This is a genomic window from Sulfitobacter donghicola DSW-25 = KCTC 12864 = JCM 14565, from assembly GCF_000622405.1.
Lineage (GTDB): Bacteria > Pseudomonadota > Alphaproteobacteria > Rhodobacterales > Rhodobacteraceae > Sulfitobacter > Sulfitobacter donghicola.
Genome location: NZ_JASF01000005.1, coordinates 2349919 through 2365544 on the forward strand (window position 1 = coordinate 2349919; position 15626 = coordinate 2365544).

15 protein-coding genes and 1 pseudogene are annotated in these 15626 nt (G+C 57.2%); 14 read left to right on the forward strand and 2 right to left on the reverse strand.

Annotated features, from left to right (window positions below; translation table 11 throughout):
• The first annotated feature begins 46 nt into the window (after positions 1–46).
• From Z948_RS0112765 to Z948_RS19295, 10 genes and pseudogenes are all read left to right on the forward strand, one after another.
• A complete protein-coding gene (locus tag Z948_RS0112765; protein ID WP_025059953.1) occupies positions 47–1012 on the forward strand; it encodes a GlxA family transcriptional regulator in 966 nt (321 codons plus the stop codon).
• A 110-nt stretch (positions 1013–1122) separates the two neighbouring features.
• Complete coding sequence (locus Z948_RS0112770; protein ID WP_025059954.1) at positions 1123–1914, forward strand: IclR family transcriptional regulator; 792 nt, start codon at positions 1123–1125, stop codon at positions 1912–1914.
• Between the two features lie 90 nt (positions 1915–2004).
• The gene (locus Z948_RS0112775) at positions 2005–3168 is read left to right on the forward strand and encodes a CaiB/BaiF CoA transferase family protein (RefSeq protein WP_025059955.1); all 1164 of its coding nucleotides are present in this window, start codon (positions 2005–2007) and stop codon (positions 3166–3168) included.
• Positions 3165–4055 carry an SMP-30/gluconolactonase/LRE family protein gene (locus Z948_RS0112780; RefSeq protein ID WP_025059956.1) on the forward strand — a complete coding sequence of 297 codons (891 nt, stop codon included), beginning with the start codon at positions 3165–3167 and terminating at the stop codon, positions 4053–4055. Before Z948_RS0112775 ends, Z948_RS0112780 begins: the two co-directional genes overlap by 4 nt.
• A gap of 7 nt (positions 4056–4062) precedes the next feature.
• Complete coding sequence (locus Z948_RS0112785; RefSeq protein WP_025059957.1) at positions 4063–4962, forward strand: dihydrodipicolinate synthase family protein; 900 nt, start codon at positions 4063–4065, stop codon at positions 4960–4962.
• Entirely contained in the window at positions 4959–5261 is a 303-nt protein-coding gene (locus Z948_RS0112790; RefSeq protein ID WP_025059958.1) for a (2Fe-2S)-binding protein, read from the forward strand. Before Z948_RS0112785 ends, Z948_RS0112790 begins: the two co-directional genes overlap by 4 nt.
• Positions 5254–6669, forward strand: a complete 1416-nt coding sequence (locus tag Z948_RS19275; protein WP_025059959.1) for an NAD(P)/FAD-dependent oxidoreductase — start codon at positions 5254–5256, stop codon at positions 6667–6669. The genes Z948_RS0112790 and Z948_RS19275 overlap by 8 nt, the downstream gene beginning before the upstream one ends.
• On the forward strand, positions 6666–7766 hold the full coding sequence (locus tag Z948_RS0112800) for an NAD(P)/FAD-dependent oxidoreductase (protein ID WP_025059960.1): 1101 nt from the start codon (positions 6666–6668) through the stop codon (positions 7764–7766). Before Z948_RS19275 ends, Z948_RS0112800 begins: the two co-directional genes overlap by 4 nt.
• Positions 7763–8548 carry an SDR family NAD(P)-dependent oxidoreductase gene (locus Z948_RS0112805; protein WP_025059961.1) on the forward strand — a complete coding sequence of 262 codons (786 nt, stop codon included), beginning with the start codon at positions 7763–7765 and terminating at the stop codon, positions 8546–8548. Before Z948_RS0112800 ends, Z948_RS0112805 begins: the two co-directional genes overlap by 4 nt.
• Before the next feature lie 422 nt (positions 8549–8970).
• Positions 8971–9138, forward strand: a pseudogene (locus tag Z948_RS19295) (LysR family transcriptional regulator); the annotation flags it as partial.
• A gap of 6 nt (positions 9139–9144) precedes the next feature.
• Here Z948_RS19295 and Z948_RS0112815 read toward each other — a convergent pair.
• A complete protein-coding gene (locus Z948_RS0112815) occupies positions 9145–10050 on the reverse strand; it encodes a LysR family transcriptional regulator (RefSeq protein WP_025059962.1) in 906 nt (301 codons plus the stop codon).
• 108 nt (positions 10051–10158) lie between these two features.
• On the opposite strand from Z948_RS0112815, the gene Z948_RS0112820 reads away from it, so the two are divergent.
• The 3 genes from Z948_RS0112820 (at position 10159) to Z948_RS0112830 (ending at position 13349) form a co-directional block, all read left to right on the forward strand.
• A complete protein-coding gene (locus Z948_RS0112820) occupies positions 10159–10782 on the forward strand; it encodes a glutathione S-transferase family protein (RefSeq protein ID WP_025059963.1) in 624 nt (207 codons plus the stop codon).
• A 10-nt stretch (positions 10783–10792) separates the two neighbouring features.
• Positions 10793–11269 carry a nuclear transport factor 2 family protein gene (locus Z948_RS0112825; RefSeq protein ID WP_025059964.1) on the forward strand — a complete coding sequence of 159 codons (477 nt, stop codon included), beginning with the start codon at positions 10793–10795 and terminating at the stop codon, positions 11267–11269.
• Between the two features lie 109 nt (positions 11270–11378).
• Positions 11379–13349, forward strand: a complete 1971-nt coding sequence (locus Z948_RS0112830; RefSeq protein ID WP_025059965.1) for a pyridoxamine 5'-phosphate oxidase family protein — start codon at positions 11379–11381, stop codon at positions 13347–13349.
• A 377-nt stretch (positions 13350–13726) separates the two neighbouring features.
• Here the strand turns inward: Z948_RS0112830 and Z948_RS0112835 are convergent, their stop codons facing one another.
• On the reverse strand, positions 13727–14620 hold the full coding sequence (locus tag Z948_RS0112835; RefSeq protein ID WP_025059966.1) for a LysR family transcriptional regulator: 894 nt from the start codon (positions 14618–14620) through the stop codon (positions 13727–13729).
• A gap of 103 nt (positions 14621–14723) precedes the next feature.
• Here Z948_RS0112835 and Z948_RS0112840 point away from each other — a divergent pair, with 103 nt between their 5' ends.
• Positions 14724–15617: a pirin family protein gene (locus Z948_RS0112840; protein ID WP_025059967.1), complete on the forward strand. Its 894-nt coding sequence runs from the start codon at positions 14724–14726 to the stop codon at positions 15615–15617.
• The last annotated feature ends 9 nt before the right edge of the window (positions 15618–15626 follow it).

A 15626-nucleotide genomic window follows, 5' to 3' on the forward strand; every position in this document is an offset into this window, starting at 1 on the left:
AAATTTGCAAAGGTACCCCCACAGGTAGGCATTTATCGGAGAAGACGTGGACGGATCACGGCATCAGGAACCAGAGCATTTCACCTTTCTATTGGTCGAAAACTTCTCTCATCTGGCGTTTTCCTGCGCGCTAGAGCCGTTGCGAATTGCGAACCATGTGGCCAAACAGGAGCTTTACAGCTGGGCGCTTGCCTCGGCTGATGGCGATTATGCGCGCGCCTCAAACGGGACCGAGACCCGCGTCAGCAAAAGCTATAAAGATGTTGGTCAGACGGATTATCTGTTTGTTCTTTCAGGGTTGGGGGTGCAGCGCGCTGCAACGGCAGAATTATTGGCGGCGGTGCGCCATGCGCGGGTGCATGGTGCGCGGGTTGGGGCGCTTTGCTCTGCTGCGTATATTCTGGCCGAAGCGGGCATGTTGGATCACCAGATGGCTGCGATCCACTGGGATTTTCACGACAGCTTTGCCGAAGAGTTCCCCCAAGTTGGCCTAAGCCGCAGTGTTTTTGTGCCTGATGCGCCTGTCATAACCGCTTCGGGGGGCGCGGCCACTGCTGATCTGATGCTGTATTTGATCCGCCAAAAGCACGGCGAGGATATCGCGACCGAAGTGGCCGATCAGATGGTTTATAATGCGGTACGTGAGGGCGACGCGGCGCAGCGGGTTTCGCTACAGTCGCGCCATGGCATCCGCAACGCGCATCTGGCACGCGCAACCCAGATCATGGCCGATAACATAGACGCGCCGATGCCGCCGTCCTTGATTGCCCGTGAGATCGGGATATCGGGGCGCCAGATGGAACGCCTGTTCGGGCGGTATCTGAATTGTTCACCCAAGAAATACTATGTGGATTTGCGCCTGCAAAAGGCGCAGCGTCTGTTGGTGCAAACGGATATGTCCGTGACCGAGATCGCTTTTGCCACGGGGTTTAATTCGCCCACCCATTTTTCAAAGACCTATCGCGTGCAATTCGGTGTTTCGCCTAGCGATCAAAAGAACAAGATTGATTAACGGCCAATCACAGCCTTGGCGCGCCTTGGGGGCTGGTAACTCCTGCATTGTAGGTGTGGTGTTTTGTCCGTAAAACGAAACCACCCCCTGTAACAACGCCCGAGACGATTATGTCTGAATCTCCTAATCACAAGGTCTATTTTGTGCCGGGTTTGCACCGCGGCCTGCGCGTTTTGGAGATTTTGGGCGCCGCGGGGGAGCCTATGTCGCTGAGTGATATAGGGCGCGCGATGGAGCTGAGCCGCTCTTCGACGTTTCGTCTGATTTATACGCTAAAGCAGATGGGGTTCTTGAAGGAGGCAGAGCAGAAAAACACCTATACGCTGGGGGCGCGTGTTTTAAACCTTGGGTTTTCCTATCTTCATCAGCAGCCGATCACCGCGATTTCGCGGCCCTTCCTGTCTGATTTGCGCGATGTCACAGGGATCAGCGCGCATCTGAGCGTTCTGGAGGGCCATGATGTGTTGTATCTGGGTAGCCATCAGGCGCGCACGGGGTATGTCTCAAATATGGTGACGGGCACGCGGCGGCAGGCCTATGCCTCGGCGATCGGGTGGTGCTTGTTGGGGGCCTTGTCGGATGATGAGTTGCGCAGCCTGTGTGACGAGATCGAAATGGTTCCCTTTACCGAAAAGACGCCGCTGAGTTTTGAGGCGCTGCGCCAGCGGGTGCAATCCGTGCGGGAAGACGGCTTTGTTTTTTCTCAGGGGTTCCGTGAAGCAGGAGGATCAAGCGTTGCCGTGCCTGTGCGTGATCATACGGCGCAGGTGGTTGCCTGTGTGAACATATCCGGCCCTGACAGTGGTTTTGATTTTGATCGGGTTCAAAGCTTTTATGTGCCCGAAACCAAAGCGGCCGCTTTGCGGATATCGCGCGAGCTGGGCTATGCGGGGGCAGAATGAGGGGATCCTTTTGGGGATCTTTGTGTATTGTAACGGAAACAGTGTTTTGTATATTAAACACATTGGTGGGGCTGAGTAAGGAAGAAGGCATTGGGCGCGTTAGAGCAAATCTCGGTTCTGGATGTGACCCATGTTTTAGCGGGGCCGTTTTGCACCTATCAGATGGCCCTGCTGGGCGCTGATGTTCTAAAGATCGAAGCCCCCGATGCGCCGGATTGTGCCCGTGGGCGCGGCCCCGACCCAGAGGCGAATGCGATGGGGCTGGGGCTGAACTATCAAACGCAGGGCGGGAATAAACGCGCTTTGGCGTTGGATCTGGATGATGACGCCGGACGGGAAGTGTTTCGGACGCTTGTTAAAGGCGCTGATGTCTTGGTTGAAAACTACACCACAGGCGGCATGGCGCGGCGCGGTCTGGGGTATGAGGCGCTGTGTGAAATCAATCCGGCGCTGATCTATTGTTCGCTCACGGGGTATGGTGACACAGGGCCAGAGGCCGATACCGGCGCCTATGATAATGTGATCCAAGCCACCAGCGGGACCATTGCGCAATGCGGGGGCGTCAAACCCGGTGTTTCCTTTGTCGATTACAGTACGGGGTATGCTGCGGCCTTTGCGGTTGTGTCGGCATTGGTGCAGCGGGGGCGAACGGGCAGGGGCTGCCATATCTCGGTGTCGATGTTGGAAGTCGCCCTGCAAATGATGTCGCCCGAAGTCGCCGCGCAACAGCACCCGCTAAAGGTGGCGCGCCCGAAGGAGGCTGGCATTCAAACCTATCAGACGGCAGATGGTCAGCTGATGCTAGGCGCGTTTCAGGCGGGGCAGTACCGCAAGCTGGCCTTGATGCTAGAAACCTTGGGCCATCCTGTGAACGGGCTGGCGCAGCTTCGAGATTGGGAAGACATTTGGGCGGCTTCAGAGGCGCTTAAGGCGGAACTGGTAAAGGTTTTTCAACAGCGAAGCACAGCCGATTGGATGGTCTCTTTGCGGGCTGCTGATTTACCTGCAGAGCCTGTAAAGACCCTGAAGGAAGCGGTTGAAAACCCCCAGCTTTTGGCGCGCGGGTATTTTCGGGAAAACCCTGATGGTACAGCAGAGACATTGCCGCTCGCCGCGTTCAAGATGAGCGAAGGGGGGGCTGACCTTACCATGGGGCCGCCAAAACATGGCCAGCATTCGATGGATATCTTGCGGGAAGCAGGGCTGGACGCGGCGCAGATTGCTGCGTTGATGGCAAAAGGGGTTATCAAATGATGCGCGCTCCCCACATCTTCACGGCGCGGCCCTTTGCGGTTCTGCCCGATGCGTTCCACCACAAGGGCGCGCCGTCGCCATGGGCCAAGCTCACGCGCCCGGGGCAGAGGATGCATTCCTTTCTGGAGGCTGCTTTCTTTGACGCCGAGGGGAACCTGTGGCTGTCTGACGTGCCGTATGGGCGGGTGTTTCGCATATCACCTACCGGAGAATGGACCCTAGAGCATCAGATCGAAGGCGCGCCGCATGCGATGCGCCTAGCCTCTGGTGGCCGCCGTATTGCGGTTGATTACAATCACGGGCTGATCGAACTGACGGGCCGCGAGAGTTTTGAGGTCCTGAGCACGGGGTTGCCCGATCAGCCCTTTAAGGGGCTGTCGGACATGACCTATGCGCCCGATGGCACGTTGTGGTTTACCGATAGCGGGCGCACATCGCTCAGCGATCCAACAGGGCGCGTTTATTGTCTGCCTGAAGGGGGCGATCTGAGGCTGGTTGTGGATTGCGTCCCTTACTCAAACGGCATCTGCACCTCGCCCGATGGGGCGTGGATTTATGTTGCCGCGACACGCGCCAATCAGGTTTGGCGGTTTTCTGCGCGTCTGCCTGACGCTGGCCTGCCGATGGTTGGGACATTCTTGCATCTGTCAGGTGGGCTTGGGCCAGATGGGCTGGCGTGCAACGATCTGGGCTGGCTGGCAGTGGCCCAAGCGCAAGCGGGGCGGGCCTATGTTTTTGACGCGCTGGGCACGCCGCTGGCCGAAGTGCTGCTGCCCGACGGGCTTTGGACAACGTCGGTCACGTTTCACCCTGACAACCCAACAGAATTATTCATCGTAGATGCCCAATTCGGGGCGATCTTTACCTGCGAAATTCCATCCCCATGAGGATCACATGAACAAAGACGACCTACACGGCTATGTGCCTGCAATTGCGACCCCTTTTAACGAAAAAGGTGAGATCATGGAGGATGCTTTTGTCGACATGTTCGAGTTTTTGATCGGCAAAGGCGCTACCTGTATTTGCATCGCGGGGGACAACGGCGAAAGCTGGGCGTTGAACGCGGCTGAGCGCGGCCGTTTGGTCCGTCTGGCCAAGGACACCGCCAAGGGGCGTGTGCCCGTGATGATGGGGATATCGGCGCCCACAATCGAGGCCTCGTTGGCCTATGTTCACGCAGCCGAGGAAAACGGTGCTGATGTTTTGCTGTCGATGCCGCAGACCTATGTTCTAAAGGCCTCCGAGGCCGAGTTGATGGCGCGGTTTGATAAGCTGTCTGCCGCGACGGATAAACCGCTGGTTCTGTATAATTCGCCTCGCAGAATGGGGTTTTCGCTGACCGTTGACCAGACCGAGACTTTGCTGAACCATCACAATGTGATCGGCATCAAAGAAAGCCAGCGGGACTTTTTCTATCACACGCATCTGTTGGATCGTTTGGGGGATAAGATGTCGGTGATGACGGGGCCGTGCCACTATATCCTGCCTGCCTTTGCGCTGGGCGCGAAAGGGTTCATCGCGACGGGGCCTGAGTTTACCGATATGTTGCCCTCGGATATGGCGGCGGCGGGGACGTCGGCGCCTGATGCGGCCTATCGCAAGGCGCATATCCAGCTGACGGTTCTGTATGAGATGCTTATGGGGACGGCGACGTGGCCTGCTTCGTTTAAGGCTGCGTTGAACCTGATTGGCTTGCCTGCGGGGGTGCCACGTGATCCGGTGTTGCCCGCAACACAGGCCGATATCGACAAGATCAAGCGCACCTTTGATCAGTTGGGTATCAGCTATTCATGATCCGTCTTGTGCCAGATCAGTCTTCTCTTATTTCGCGCGCGGGGGCTGTCAGTTTTACCTTTGATGGTCAGCCCGTTACTGCGCATGAAGGTGAGACGGTTCTGAGCGCTTTGATCCGCGCGGGGGTGACGTATTTGCGCGATGCGCCAGTTGATGGGGGCGCCCGAGGGGGCTTTTGTTGCATGGGGCTTTGTCAGGAGTGCGTTGTACTGGTTGATCAGCAGCCCGTCGAAAGCTGTCGGCAGGTCGTGGGGGACGGGCTGGCGGTCTTTTCGCTGGGAAAATCCGCCCATGACTAAGAGCTATGATATCGCTGTTATTGGCGCAGGTCCTGCGGGGGCGAATGCGGCAATTGAGGCGGCGGGCTATGGCGCGCGGGTTGTTGTTTTGGATGAACAACCGCGTGCGGGGGGGCAGGTTTGGCGGGCCAAGTCGGCAGCCATTCTGGCAGCCCCTGAAACGCCGGAAAATTCAGCAGGTAACGCGCTGCGCGAAGGGTTGAGCGGCAGTAGCGCAACCCATTTGTCCAAAGCCCGCGTTTGGCAGATCGAACGTGACGGGCAGGCGTGGGGCATCCATTTCCTGCAGGAAGGGCGCGCAGCCAGCGTGAGCGCAAAGTTGTTGATCATTGCGGCAGGCGCACAAGAGTATGTCCAGCCGATCCCGGGCTGGACCACACCGGGGGTTATTGGCCTAGCGGGGGCAACGGCGCTGATGAAGCAGGAAATGACCCTGCCAGGGCAGGCGACTGTTGTGGCCGGTAGCGGGCCATTGGTGTTCTTTGTCGCCAGTGAAATTCGCCGCCTTGGCGGTCAGGTGGCGGGTGTTGTTACGTCGAACAGGCGGCGGGACTGGTTGCGCGCGCTGCCTGCAATGGCCGCACGTGCCGATTTGGCGGCACGGGGCGGCGTTTGGCTGGCGGATCTTATGCTGGCCCGTGTTCCGATTTTTTGGGGGTCTGGGGTGACCCATATCGCGGGAGAGAAATCCGTCAGCGGCCTTGGCATTGCCAAGCTGGACGCAAGCGGCGCGCCAAGGGGAGACCCCGCGCAGATATCGGCCGATAGCCTGTGCCTTGGGAATGGTTTGATCCCCTCAATCGAGGCGGCGCAGCTTGCGGGGGCCGCAATCACCTATCAGGGCGACCTTGGCGGGTGGGTGCCAAAGGCGGAGGTCGATGGCACCACGGATACCCATGGGTTGATCATTTGTGGGGATGGCGCAGGGATACGCGGTGCGGCGGCAGCTGAATTGCAGGGCAAGTTAGCAGGGCAAAACGCGGCGCGTCAGCTGGGCCTTGCTGTTGCGCCTATTGCAAAACTGGCTGGGCGTTTCCGCGCGGCGTCGCGTTTTGGGGTGGCCATGACCGCACTGAGCAAGCCCAAGCCATCAACGGCGCTGACAACGCCCGAAGCGATTGTCTGTCGTTGTGAAAGCCTGACGCGCGCAATGATCGAGGCCGAGATCGCATCAGGGGCGCAAAGCGCCAATGCCGTGAAATCAGGGCTGCGTGCTGGCATGGGGCCTTGTGGGGGTAAATTTTGCCAGACGGCGATTGCGGCGCTGGTTGCGCAGGCGCGGGGTGGCGACATAAAGGATGTGCCTCCGCCAACGCCGCGCCCGCCTTTGCGCCCTGTGCCGACGGCTGCTTTGGCAGGGGATTTTGACTATGATGATTTGCCAATCCCAAAGCCTGCACCACTATGAGCGACCTATACGACATCGCCATCATCGGGGGCGGCATCATGGGGTGCAGCACAGCCTTGCGTGTTGCCGAAGCTGGCATGCGTGTCATCGTTTTGGAACAGGGCGATTTGGGGCAGGGGGCCTCTGGCGTGAACGCGGGCACGTTGTCGCTACAGATTAAGCGGGTCAAGCTGATGCCCTACGCTTTGCGTGGTCATCATGAATGGGAGCAGATGGGCGAGGCTGTCGGGTTTCGCAAAACGGGGGGGTATACACTGGCCTTTACCGAACGCGAAGAGGCGATGCTGCTTGAGCGCCAGACGCTTAAGGCTGAGGCGGGGGCGCCTATTTCCTTTGTCTCGCCTGCCGAGCTGCGCGCAGCCGAGCCGAGCCTAAGTGCCAAGGTCAGGGCGGCGAGTTATTGTTCACAGGATGGCTATGCGAATTCATCCCTGACAGGGCAGTATTACCGCAAGCGCCTAAAGGATATGGGGATATCCTATCGCGAGAATGCCGCGGTCGGGGCGATCGCACAGGGGCGATCGGGCTTTGCGTTAAAGACTCCGCAGGGCAGTATCCAAGCGCGCCGCATCTTGCTGGCCACTGGTGCGTGGCTAAAGCCGCTCGCGGCGTTGCTGGATGTAGATTTGCCTGTTCAGGCACGCATCAATACCGTTTCGGTGACCGAACGGATGCCGTCGATGATGTCTCATGTCATTGGCCATGCGACGGGGTTGCTGACCATGAAGCAAAAGGCGAACGGCACTGTTTTGATCGGCGGCGGCTGGCAAGGGCGCGGCACTCCGCAAGAGGGGCGCGGCGAGGTGAGCGCCCAGACCGTGACCCCAAATCTGGCCTTGGCGCAATTCGCCTTGCCTGATTTGGCCAAGGCGCGGGTGCTGCGCAGCTGGACGGGGTTTGAGGCGAATGTGCCTGATTTCTACCCGCTGGCCGGTGCTTTGCCGGGTGTTGAGGGGGCCTATGTTTTGGGCTGCGTGCGCGGGGGCTATACCATTGGCCCCTACATTGGAAAACTGATGGGAGACGCCATTTTAGGGCGCGAGCCCGAATTGCCTCTCTTTGATCCGGGGCGTGATTTTAGCAAGGAAACGATATGAGCCTGATTTCAACCGACACCTGCCGCCTTGATGGAAAACTAGCCGTTATTACCGGCGGCGGTAGCGGCATTGGCGAAGCAACTGCGCGTGTTTTTGCGGATGCGGGTGCCACTGTTGTTGTTACGGGGCGGCGGTTAGAGCCGTTGCAGCGTGTGGCCCAAGAGATTGGCGGCCATGCGATCCCCTGTGACGTGTCAGATCAGGCCGAGGTGAAAGCGATGTTTGCACAAGCCCAGCAGATTACGGGGCGTGTTGATATATTGCTCAACAATGCGGGCGGTCCGGGGCCAATTGCGCCTGTGGCCGATGTTGACATGGAGGAATGGGTGGCCTGTATGAACATCAACCTTGTGGGGGCGATGTATTGCCTGCAAGAGGCGGCCAAGATCATGTCGGATCAAAAATCGGGATCGATCATTAACATGTCATCGTTGATGGGGATCCAAGGCTATCCGATGCGCTCTGCCTATACGGCGTCGAAATTTGCGCTGATCGGGATTACCGAAGTGATGGCGCGCGAGTTGGGGCCTGTAAACGTCAGGGTGAACGCATTGATGCCGGGGGCGGTTTCGGGCGAGAATATGGACCGTATCCTGAAAAGGCGCTCGGAAGCGGAAGGCAGGCCGGTCGAGGAGATCGAGCGTGAGAACTACACCGATGTGGCAGCCCTAAAGCGCTGGGTCGCACCTGAGGAAGTGGGGCGCGCGGCACTCTATTACGCGAGCGACCTTTCCTCGGCGATTACGGGGGATAAAATGAAGGTCGATTGCGGGCGCTTCTGATCCTTACTCTTTGCGGACGCGGGGCTGGGGCTTTGCGCTGCAATGTCTGATTGAGATAAAGACGCCTCGTCAGAAGATGCGGAGAATTTAGGCGCAACGAAAGGAGCGGAAAGCTTTGACCTTCAACGTGGTCGGATCATTCGATCCGCTAAGTTATTGAAAGGTATTGGAGGCGAGTACCGGAAATGAACCGGTGTACACGGATTTGCAATTCTTGAGATCTTGTTTCTCACAGTTTTTAAATCGTTTGTTTACATTGGTTTATGGGTTTTGGGAAATCAGGGTGAAGGTGTGCCTATCAATTGAAACGCCACCAAAGCGCCACCAAAAATGCAAGCCAAGCTTACAGAAACCTACATCAACACGCTTAAGCACAAGTCTGAACGCTATGACGTCCGAGACACGATCGAAAAGGGCTTGGTCTTGCGTATCTGTACAGGGAAATAGCCCAGCCTCATCTGGAAAAAGGCGGCCTGACCGAAGTTCTCAGTGGCCGTGTGGGGCAGCTTCCGCGCTATTCCTTGAATTACCGCAGCAAGCGGAACATGACGCGCCGTCTCAGAGCTTTCGTCGATATGGCAAAGGCGTAGCGCCAGTCAGGTCGTGGCACCATCGGAACAAAGCTCTGGATCATCTGCGAGATGGTCAATAAGCGCGCGCACCCGCGTTGTAAGGCGCCTGTTCTGCGGGAAGAGCGCCGCAACAGCATAGGGCGAAACCCGATGCTCGGCGAAAAGCTCGACCAGATCACCGGACCTAAAGGCATCCGCCACCGTGTAGGCGGGGCAACGGGCGATCGCAGCGCCTGTTGCAGCCAGCCGTGCTGCGGCTGCGGGCGCGTTCATGCGAAAACGTCCACTGACCGCAACAGCCTCTTCCTGACTATTAATATCAAACCTCCAGACAGTCGGCTCGGTCATGTTCCCGTCGAGAATACACTCATGCGTGGCCAGCGCCCGCGGATCGTCCGGCGTTCCGGCGCGTTCCAGATAGGCGGGCGACGCACACACGACCAACGGCATCGGGCCCAGTTGCCGTACCTTGAGCGAGCTGTCGCGCATCGGGCCAATCCTGATGGCGAGGTCAAAGCCCTCCTCAATGATCGACACGCGGCGGTCAGAGAATTGCAGATTGAGGTCAACATTGGGGTGTTTCTCCCCGAACTTTGCCAGCGACGGCGTCAGCCGCAAAGCTCCGAACCCGGTGGGGGCCGAAATATGTATCACCCCCTTGAGCGAGGTCTGATCGTGTCTGACCCTTTCCTCTAGCTCGTCAAAGCCATCAAGCAGCGGCTCACACAGTGCGAGATATGTCGCGCCAGCGTCTGTCAAAGAGACACTGCGCGTGGTGCGATTGAGCAGCTGCACCCCAAGCGCGTTTTCCAGATCAGCAACATATTTGCTGACCAATCGCGCAGATCGCCCCATGCGCTGCGCGGCAATAGTGAAAGAGGCGTTCTTGGCGACGAGCGCAAAGGCCCGCATCCGGTCGATCTTATCCATGTTATTGCGCCCTCCTAGGGCTTAAACTTACGCCAAATTAGACGATTATCGCCGCAATGCGCAACTGGTAGGGCTTGCACATATCTTGAAAAATGACTGGAGACACCGATGTCAAACGCCGTTCGCATTCACCACTTCGCAAAATCAGGTCACGCCCACCGCGCCTTGGTGTTTGCGAAACTCGCAGGGATCGCACATGAGGAAGTTCCCGTAGACCTCGCAAATGGTGCGCATAAGTCACCTGAGTTTCTGGCCATGAACCCGAACGGGCAGGTCCCTGTCATGGAGGATGGCGATGTGATCGTATCGGATTCCAACGCAATCCTCGTCTACCTCGCACGGACATATGCGCCGGACTGGATGCCAAGCACTCCGATCGATGAGGCCAATGTTCAACGCTGGTTGACACTTGCGGCAGGCGAAGTTGCCTTTGGGTCCTGTGCCGCACGTCTGATCACCGTTTTCGGCGCCCCCTTGGACGTAGATTTCGCCGATGCAACAGCGACCAAAGCAATGCAAAAACTGGAACATGGGCTGGAAGGTCGCGATTGGTTGGTTGGCGATCGCCCGACAATCGCCGATGTTGCGAATTACTCCTATACCGCCCATGCGCCCGAGGGGAACGTCTCGCTTGATCCCTACCCAAATGTCCGCGCATGGCTCGCCCGTTTCGAAGCCCTGCCAAGGTTTCAGGCCATGCCAGCAACCGCCGTTGGCCTTGTGGCTGAATAAGGGGGCGGCCATGACATCCGAAGCCCCGCGCCATCCGTTACCGCCATTTACGAAAGACACTGCTATTGAAAAGGTCCGCCTCGCAGAAGACGGCTGGAACGGTCGCAATCCTGCAAAGGTTGCCCTCGCGTATACGCCTGACAGCAAATGGCGCAATCGGGCCGAGTTTCCCGAAGGGCGTGCGCAGATTGAAGAGTTCTTGACCCGCAAATGGGCCAAGGAGTTGGGCTATCGCCTGATCAAGGAGTTGTGGGCTTATGGCGGCAATCGCATCGCCGTGCGCTATGCCTATGAGTATCACGACGACAGTGGAAACTGGTTCCGCGCCTATGGCAACGAGAATTGGGAGTTCGACGGGAATGGTTTTATGGCGCATCGCTTTGCCAGCATCAATGAACACCCTATCCAAGAGGCGGACCGCAAGTTCCACTGGCCACTCGGTCGCCGCCCCAATGGTCATCCGAGTCTAAGCGATCTGGGGCTATAACCTTGACGCTGTCACACCAATAACCGCTGACGCCTTTCAGGCCTAAAGAAAGGAGTCAGCGCAAACACCGCAACACAACCGCTTTTCAGACGAAGGATTGGAACACGAAATGGCCCAGATTCATAAATCCCATAAAGGCGAGCTGCGGCTTCAAGAGCGGCGCAATACGCCCAAGGAAATGATCACCTCCATTCCCCAATACATCGCCCCTGACATGCCACAGCAGCACGCGGATTTCTTTGCCGATCTGCCCTATTTGCCGCTCGCAACACTGGATCACGATGGGCGGCCTTGGGTCAGCCTTCTTGTCACACACTCAAAGAGTGACCCGTCGGCAGGCATCAAAATTTCCGATCAAAACACAATGAGCGTTGTTGCCGAAAGCAACCCATACGATCCCTTCGCGCGGGCTTTGATGCAAGGTCCAACCTCTGACCATGCGCAAAAACTCTTTGCTGGCGTAGGGGTCGATTTCAGCAATCGCCGGCGCAACAAAATCGCTGGGGAAATTCGTGCGGCATCTGTTGAAGAGAGCGGGAAAATTAGCCTGCTCTTGGCGTCTGACCAACATTTGGGGAACTGTCCCAAATACATTACCCTGCGTGAGTTGGCGTATGAAAAACGCAGTGCAGACCTCGTGTATGACAGCTTTGAAACCCACACCGCCGCTTTGCCGAATGCCGCCAAAGCCATTGTGGACCAAGCCAGCACAGTATTTTTGGCAACAAAGCACAGTGCGGATGAGGCCAGTTCTGGCATCAAGACCGACATGGGCGTCAATCATCGCGGCGGCGCACCGGGTTTTACCCGCCTCTACGAAGAAACCAATGGTGACGAGATTACGACCTATCTGGTTTTACCCGACCATTCCGGCAATCGTTTCTATCAGTCCCTCGGCAATATTGAGACAGACCCAGAGGTCGGCCTCGCCTTTCCGGACTTTCGCACAGGTCACGTTCTCTACATCACGGGGGAGGCCGAAAACCTGCTTGATGACGAAGCAGAAGCCTTGATGCCGCGGAGCAACCTGCTGACCCGCATCAAAGTAACGGGCGCCGTCTTTGTCAAAAACGCACTCAACCTCCGACTGACGTCCGATGAGCAGGTTTCGCTTTATAACCCGCCCGTCAAATATTTGCGCCGCGAACTGGAACAGACGGGCCATGTCTTCGTCCCCCCTGAAGCCGCGTCCCCGATCTCAGCCACGCTCGTTTCGACGCACAGGCTTTCTGACAGCATCAGGACTTTTAACTTCGACCTGTCACAACCGATCAAAACGCCTTTGCCTGGCGGCTATGGTGTCTTTGACTTCTCTGGCCTGATGGACGCCGGATACCGCCACATGAGCGAAGCCTACCCGCAGCTGGTTAACGAAGATTACCTACGCTCATGGACCCTGTCGAACGCGCCCGCCTACGATGCCGACAGCAATGAATTTGCTGCCACCAATCAGCTGAGCGTCACCGTCAAAAGAAAAACAGGCGGCTTGATGTCTAATGTTCTGCACAATAACGCCCACAAACTTGTCCAGCTCAAGCTGCCGGTTGAGTTCAAAGGCACAGGTGCGAGTTTTACATGTTTTACGCCGGGCACAAAAGGTGCTCTCCCAAGTGTTCCATCCAAGATGCTGTGGATCGCGGGCGGTGTCGGCATCACCCCGTTCATGGCGATGTGGGACGGCATCCTTGAGATGGCGCGTGCCCACCCGCAAACATCGACCGATATCGTTCTGTTGTTTTCTGGCCGTGGTGATGACATCAGAGTGCTGGAGCATTTTGCGCGGCAAATTGGTGCTGTCCCAGCCAGTGTGAAACTGCGCATTGTGGCGTTTCAAAGCGCCAAGGATGATCTAATGGTCGCAAAATCTGCAAGAAATGATCTGCGTTCTGCATTTTCTGAAGACATGATGCAGATCGAAGAAAGGCGCGTGCAGGTTGAAGATATCGAATGCATCTCAGCAGTCGACTCGCGAGAGGTCTACATGTGCGGACCGAATGGTTTCATGACTTGGGGTGAAGCAGCGCTCACTGAATTAGGCGTCGAGGAAAGTAGGCTTCATCGTGAAGCCTTCACCTTCTGACTACAAGACTCACAAAGCCGATGACGGTTTGGCCCTTAGTCTGTGAATGCTGCATCTGATCTTTGCTGCATTATGTACGAATGTCTGGTCTTTCCGCTGCGCGGTAGCCTTGAAATTAAAAACGGCGCAGCATGTCCCGCTCTGCATGCGCGCGCAGCAATAAAACCGAATTTTCAGGATGGGCTCACACCTGTCGTTCTCAACGGCGGCGAAAACGCGTGTGGATTTGTTGAAGCCGCCATTCGACTGTCAGGGGATCCCATGATGCATTTGCCGGCATCACGGGGACAGCCAGAGCACTACTTTGATAAAGGGTCAGGAGCCGAAAACGCTTCGGGAAATCGGCTATCAAAGCCGTTTTTCACGATGCCCATGCCTTACGCAGCATGGGCTTTAAATTCTCTCCAAAGCAATTCCGCTACGGCGCGGACGATTGGTTTGGACTGGCGAAACGCATAGATGGTGACGTCGAAGGCAAGATGCGTGTGTGGCAAGTCTATCTCGCACAGGCGGCCCTGCTTCAACTCGTCGGCGATCATGTGTTCTGGCAGGCGGCCCCAGCCGAGCCCCGCGATCAGAAGATGCTTTTTTGTGTGTAGGTCGCTGACGTACCAGCGGCGCTGACCTTTCTGGACACCGATTTCGCGGTCAAACATCCCTTCGGCTTGCCCGCTGTCGCTTGCGATGACCTGATGGAAACGCCGCAGGTCCGAGAGCTTCTTGGGATTATCCATATCAGCCCTAAGGGATGGCGCGGTAACATTGCGCAACGTCGATTTTCCAAGGGGGATGTAGTCAAAGCCCTCTTCCTCGAGCATTATCGAGGACATTGGTGAAATCGCGATTGCTGCGGTTTCCGTTTTTACGGCTTCGATGGCGCCAGACAGAACCTCGGGGCGCAAGACCACGCGGGTCTCGGGAAAGTTCGTTTGCAGTTTCGACAAGACGGGTGTCAACGCGTTGAGGTCAGTGCTCGCATCCACTGCGATAGTGATCGTTTCTTCCTGTCCCTTCTCGAAATGCTTGATCAACTGGCCCAAATCCTCAGCCTCCGTCAAAACGCGCAGGGATTGAAGGTAGACACGTTTTCCAACGGGGGTGAGTTCAAGCCGATACCCCGAGCGGTCAAACAGCTCGGTTCCGGTCTGGAGCTCCAAGGCCTTTAACGCTTGGCTGATCGCTGGCTGCGTCCGGTTGAGCTGGTCGGCGGCGGCTTTGACCGAGCCGGTTTCAACAACGGCGCGCAAGACATTCAATTGATCGAGTTTCATCAGGCACCATAAGTTAAGAATTACTTATACAGATACTAAAAAAGTATAAATATCAATCAAGTTCCGCTTCGCCTATCCTCGGATCAACAACCGGAGAAATCCAATGGAACAAGTTTCTTTCCAAGAGCCAGCGCAGCCCGATCGGGTCGGTACATTTACCATCGCACGTGCCCTTCCGAACCGAGCAGTGAATGCGGTCGGTCCGTTCTTGCTTCTCGATCATCTGCCCAGGCGCGAAATCGCAGCCGGTGCGTTGCCCGAGCCGGATGGCAGCTTTGCGCATCCCCACGCGGGCATTGTGACTTTCACATATGTCATGGAAGGCGCGATGACCCATTTCGACAGCCTCGGAAACCACAGCACCGTCACGGCGGGAGGCGTGCAATGGATGAATGCGGGCAACGGCATTATCCATGACGAAATGCTCGCAACGCCCTTGCGCCGTGATGGCGGGGTGCTGCATTCCTTTCAGTTCTGGATCAACTTGCCCGCGCCAAACAAGATCGCGCCTGCACAATACATGCCCGTCTCATCCTCGGAGTTGCCCGTTGCAATGCTCGCGGGGGGGCGCGGGGAGGTCAAAGTTCTGCTTGGCGGTTATGATGGGCAATCCTCGCCCATTCCCACATATGCACGCGAATTCATCTGGCACGTCAGGGTCGAGCCGCTTGCGACGGTCGATATCGCCTTGCACGCCGGTCTGCCTGTCGCGGGATACCTGCCGATGCAGGGGGGTATGGTCGGTGATGTAAGGATCGACGCGCATACCCTCATCGGATTAGACGCAGGGGGTGAGACGTTGGAGATAACCAACCCGACTGTTGAACCGCTCGATCTGCTGCTGTTTGGCGGTGAGGCGATCACCGACCCCATCGCCATGCGCGGCCCGTTTGTCATGAACAGCGACGGCGAGCTGGCGCAAGCGTTCCGCGCGTATCGCGGCGGGAAATTCGGGCAGATTACCTATCCCGCTGATCATGCCGCCCACAAATCTTAGAATAACGCC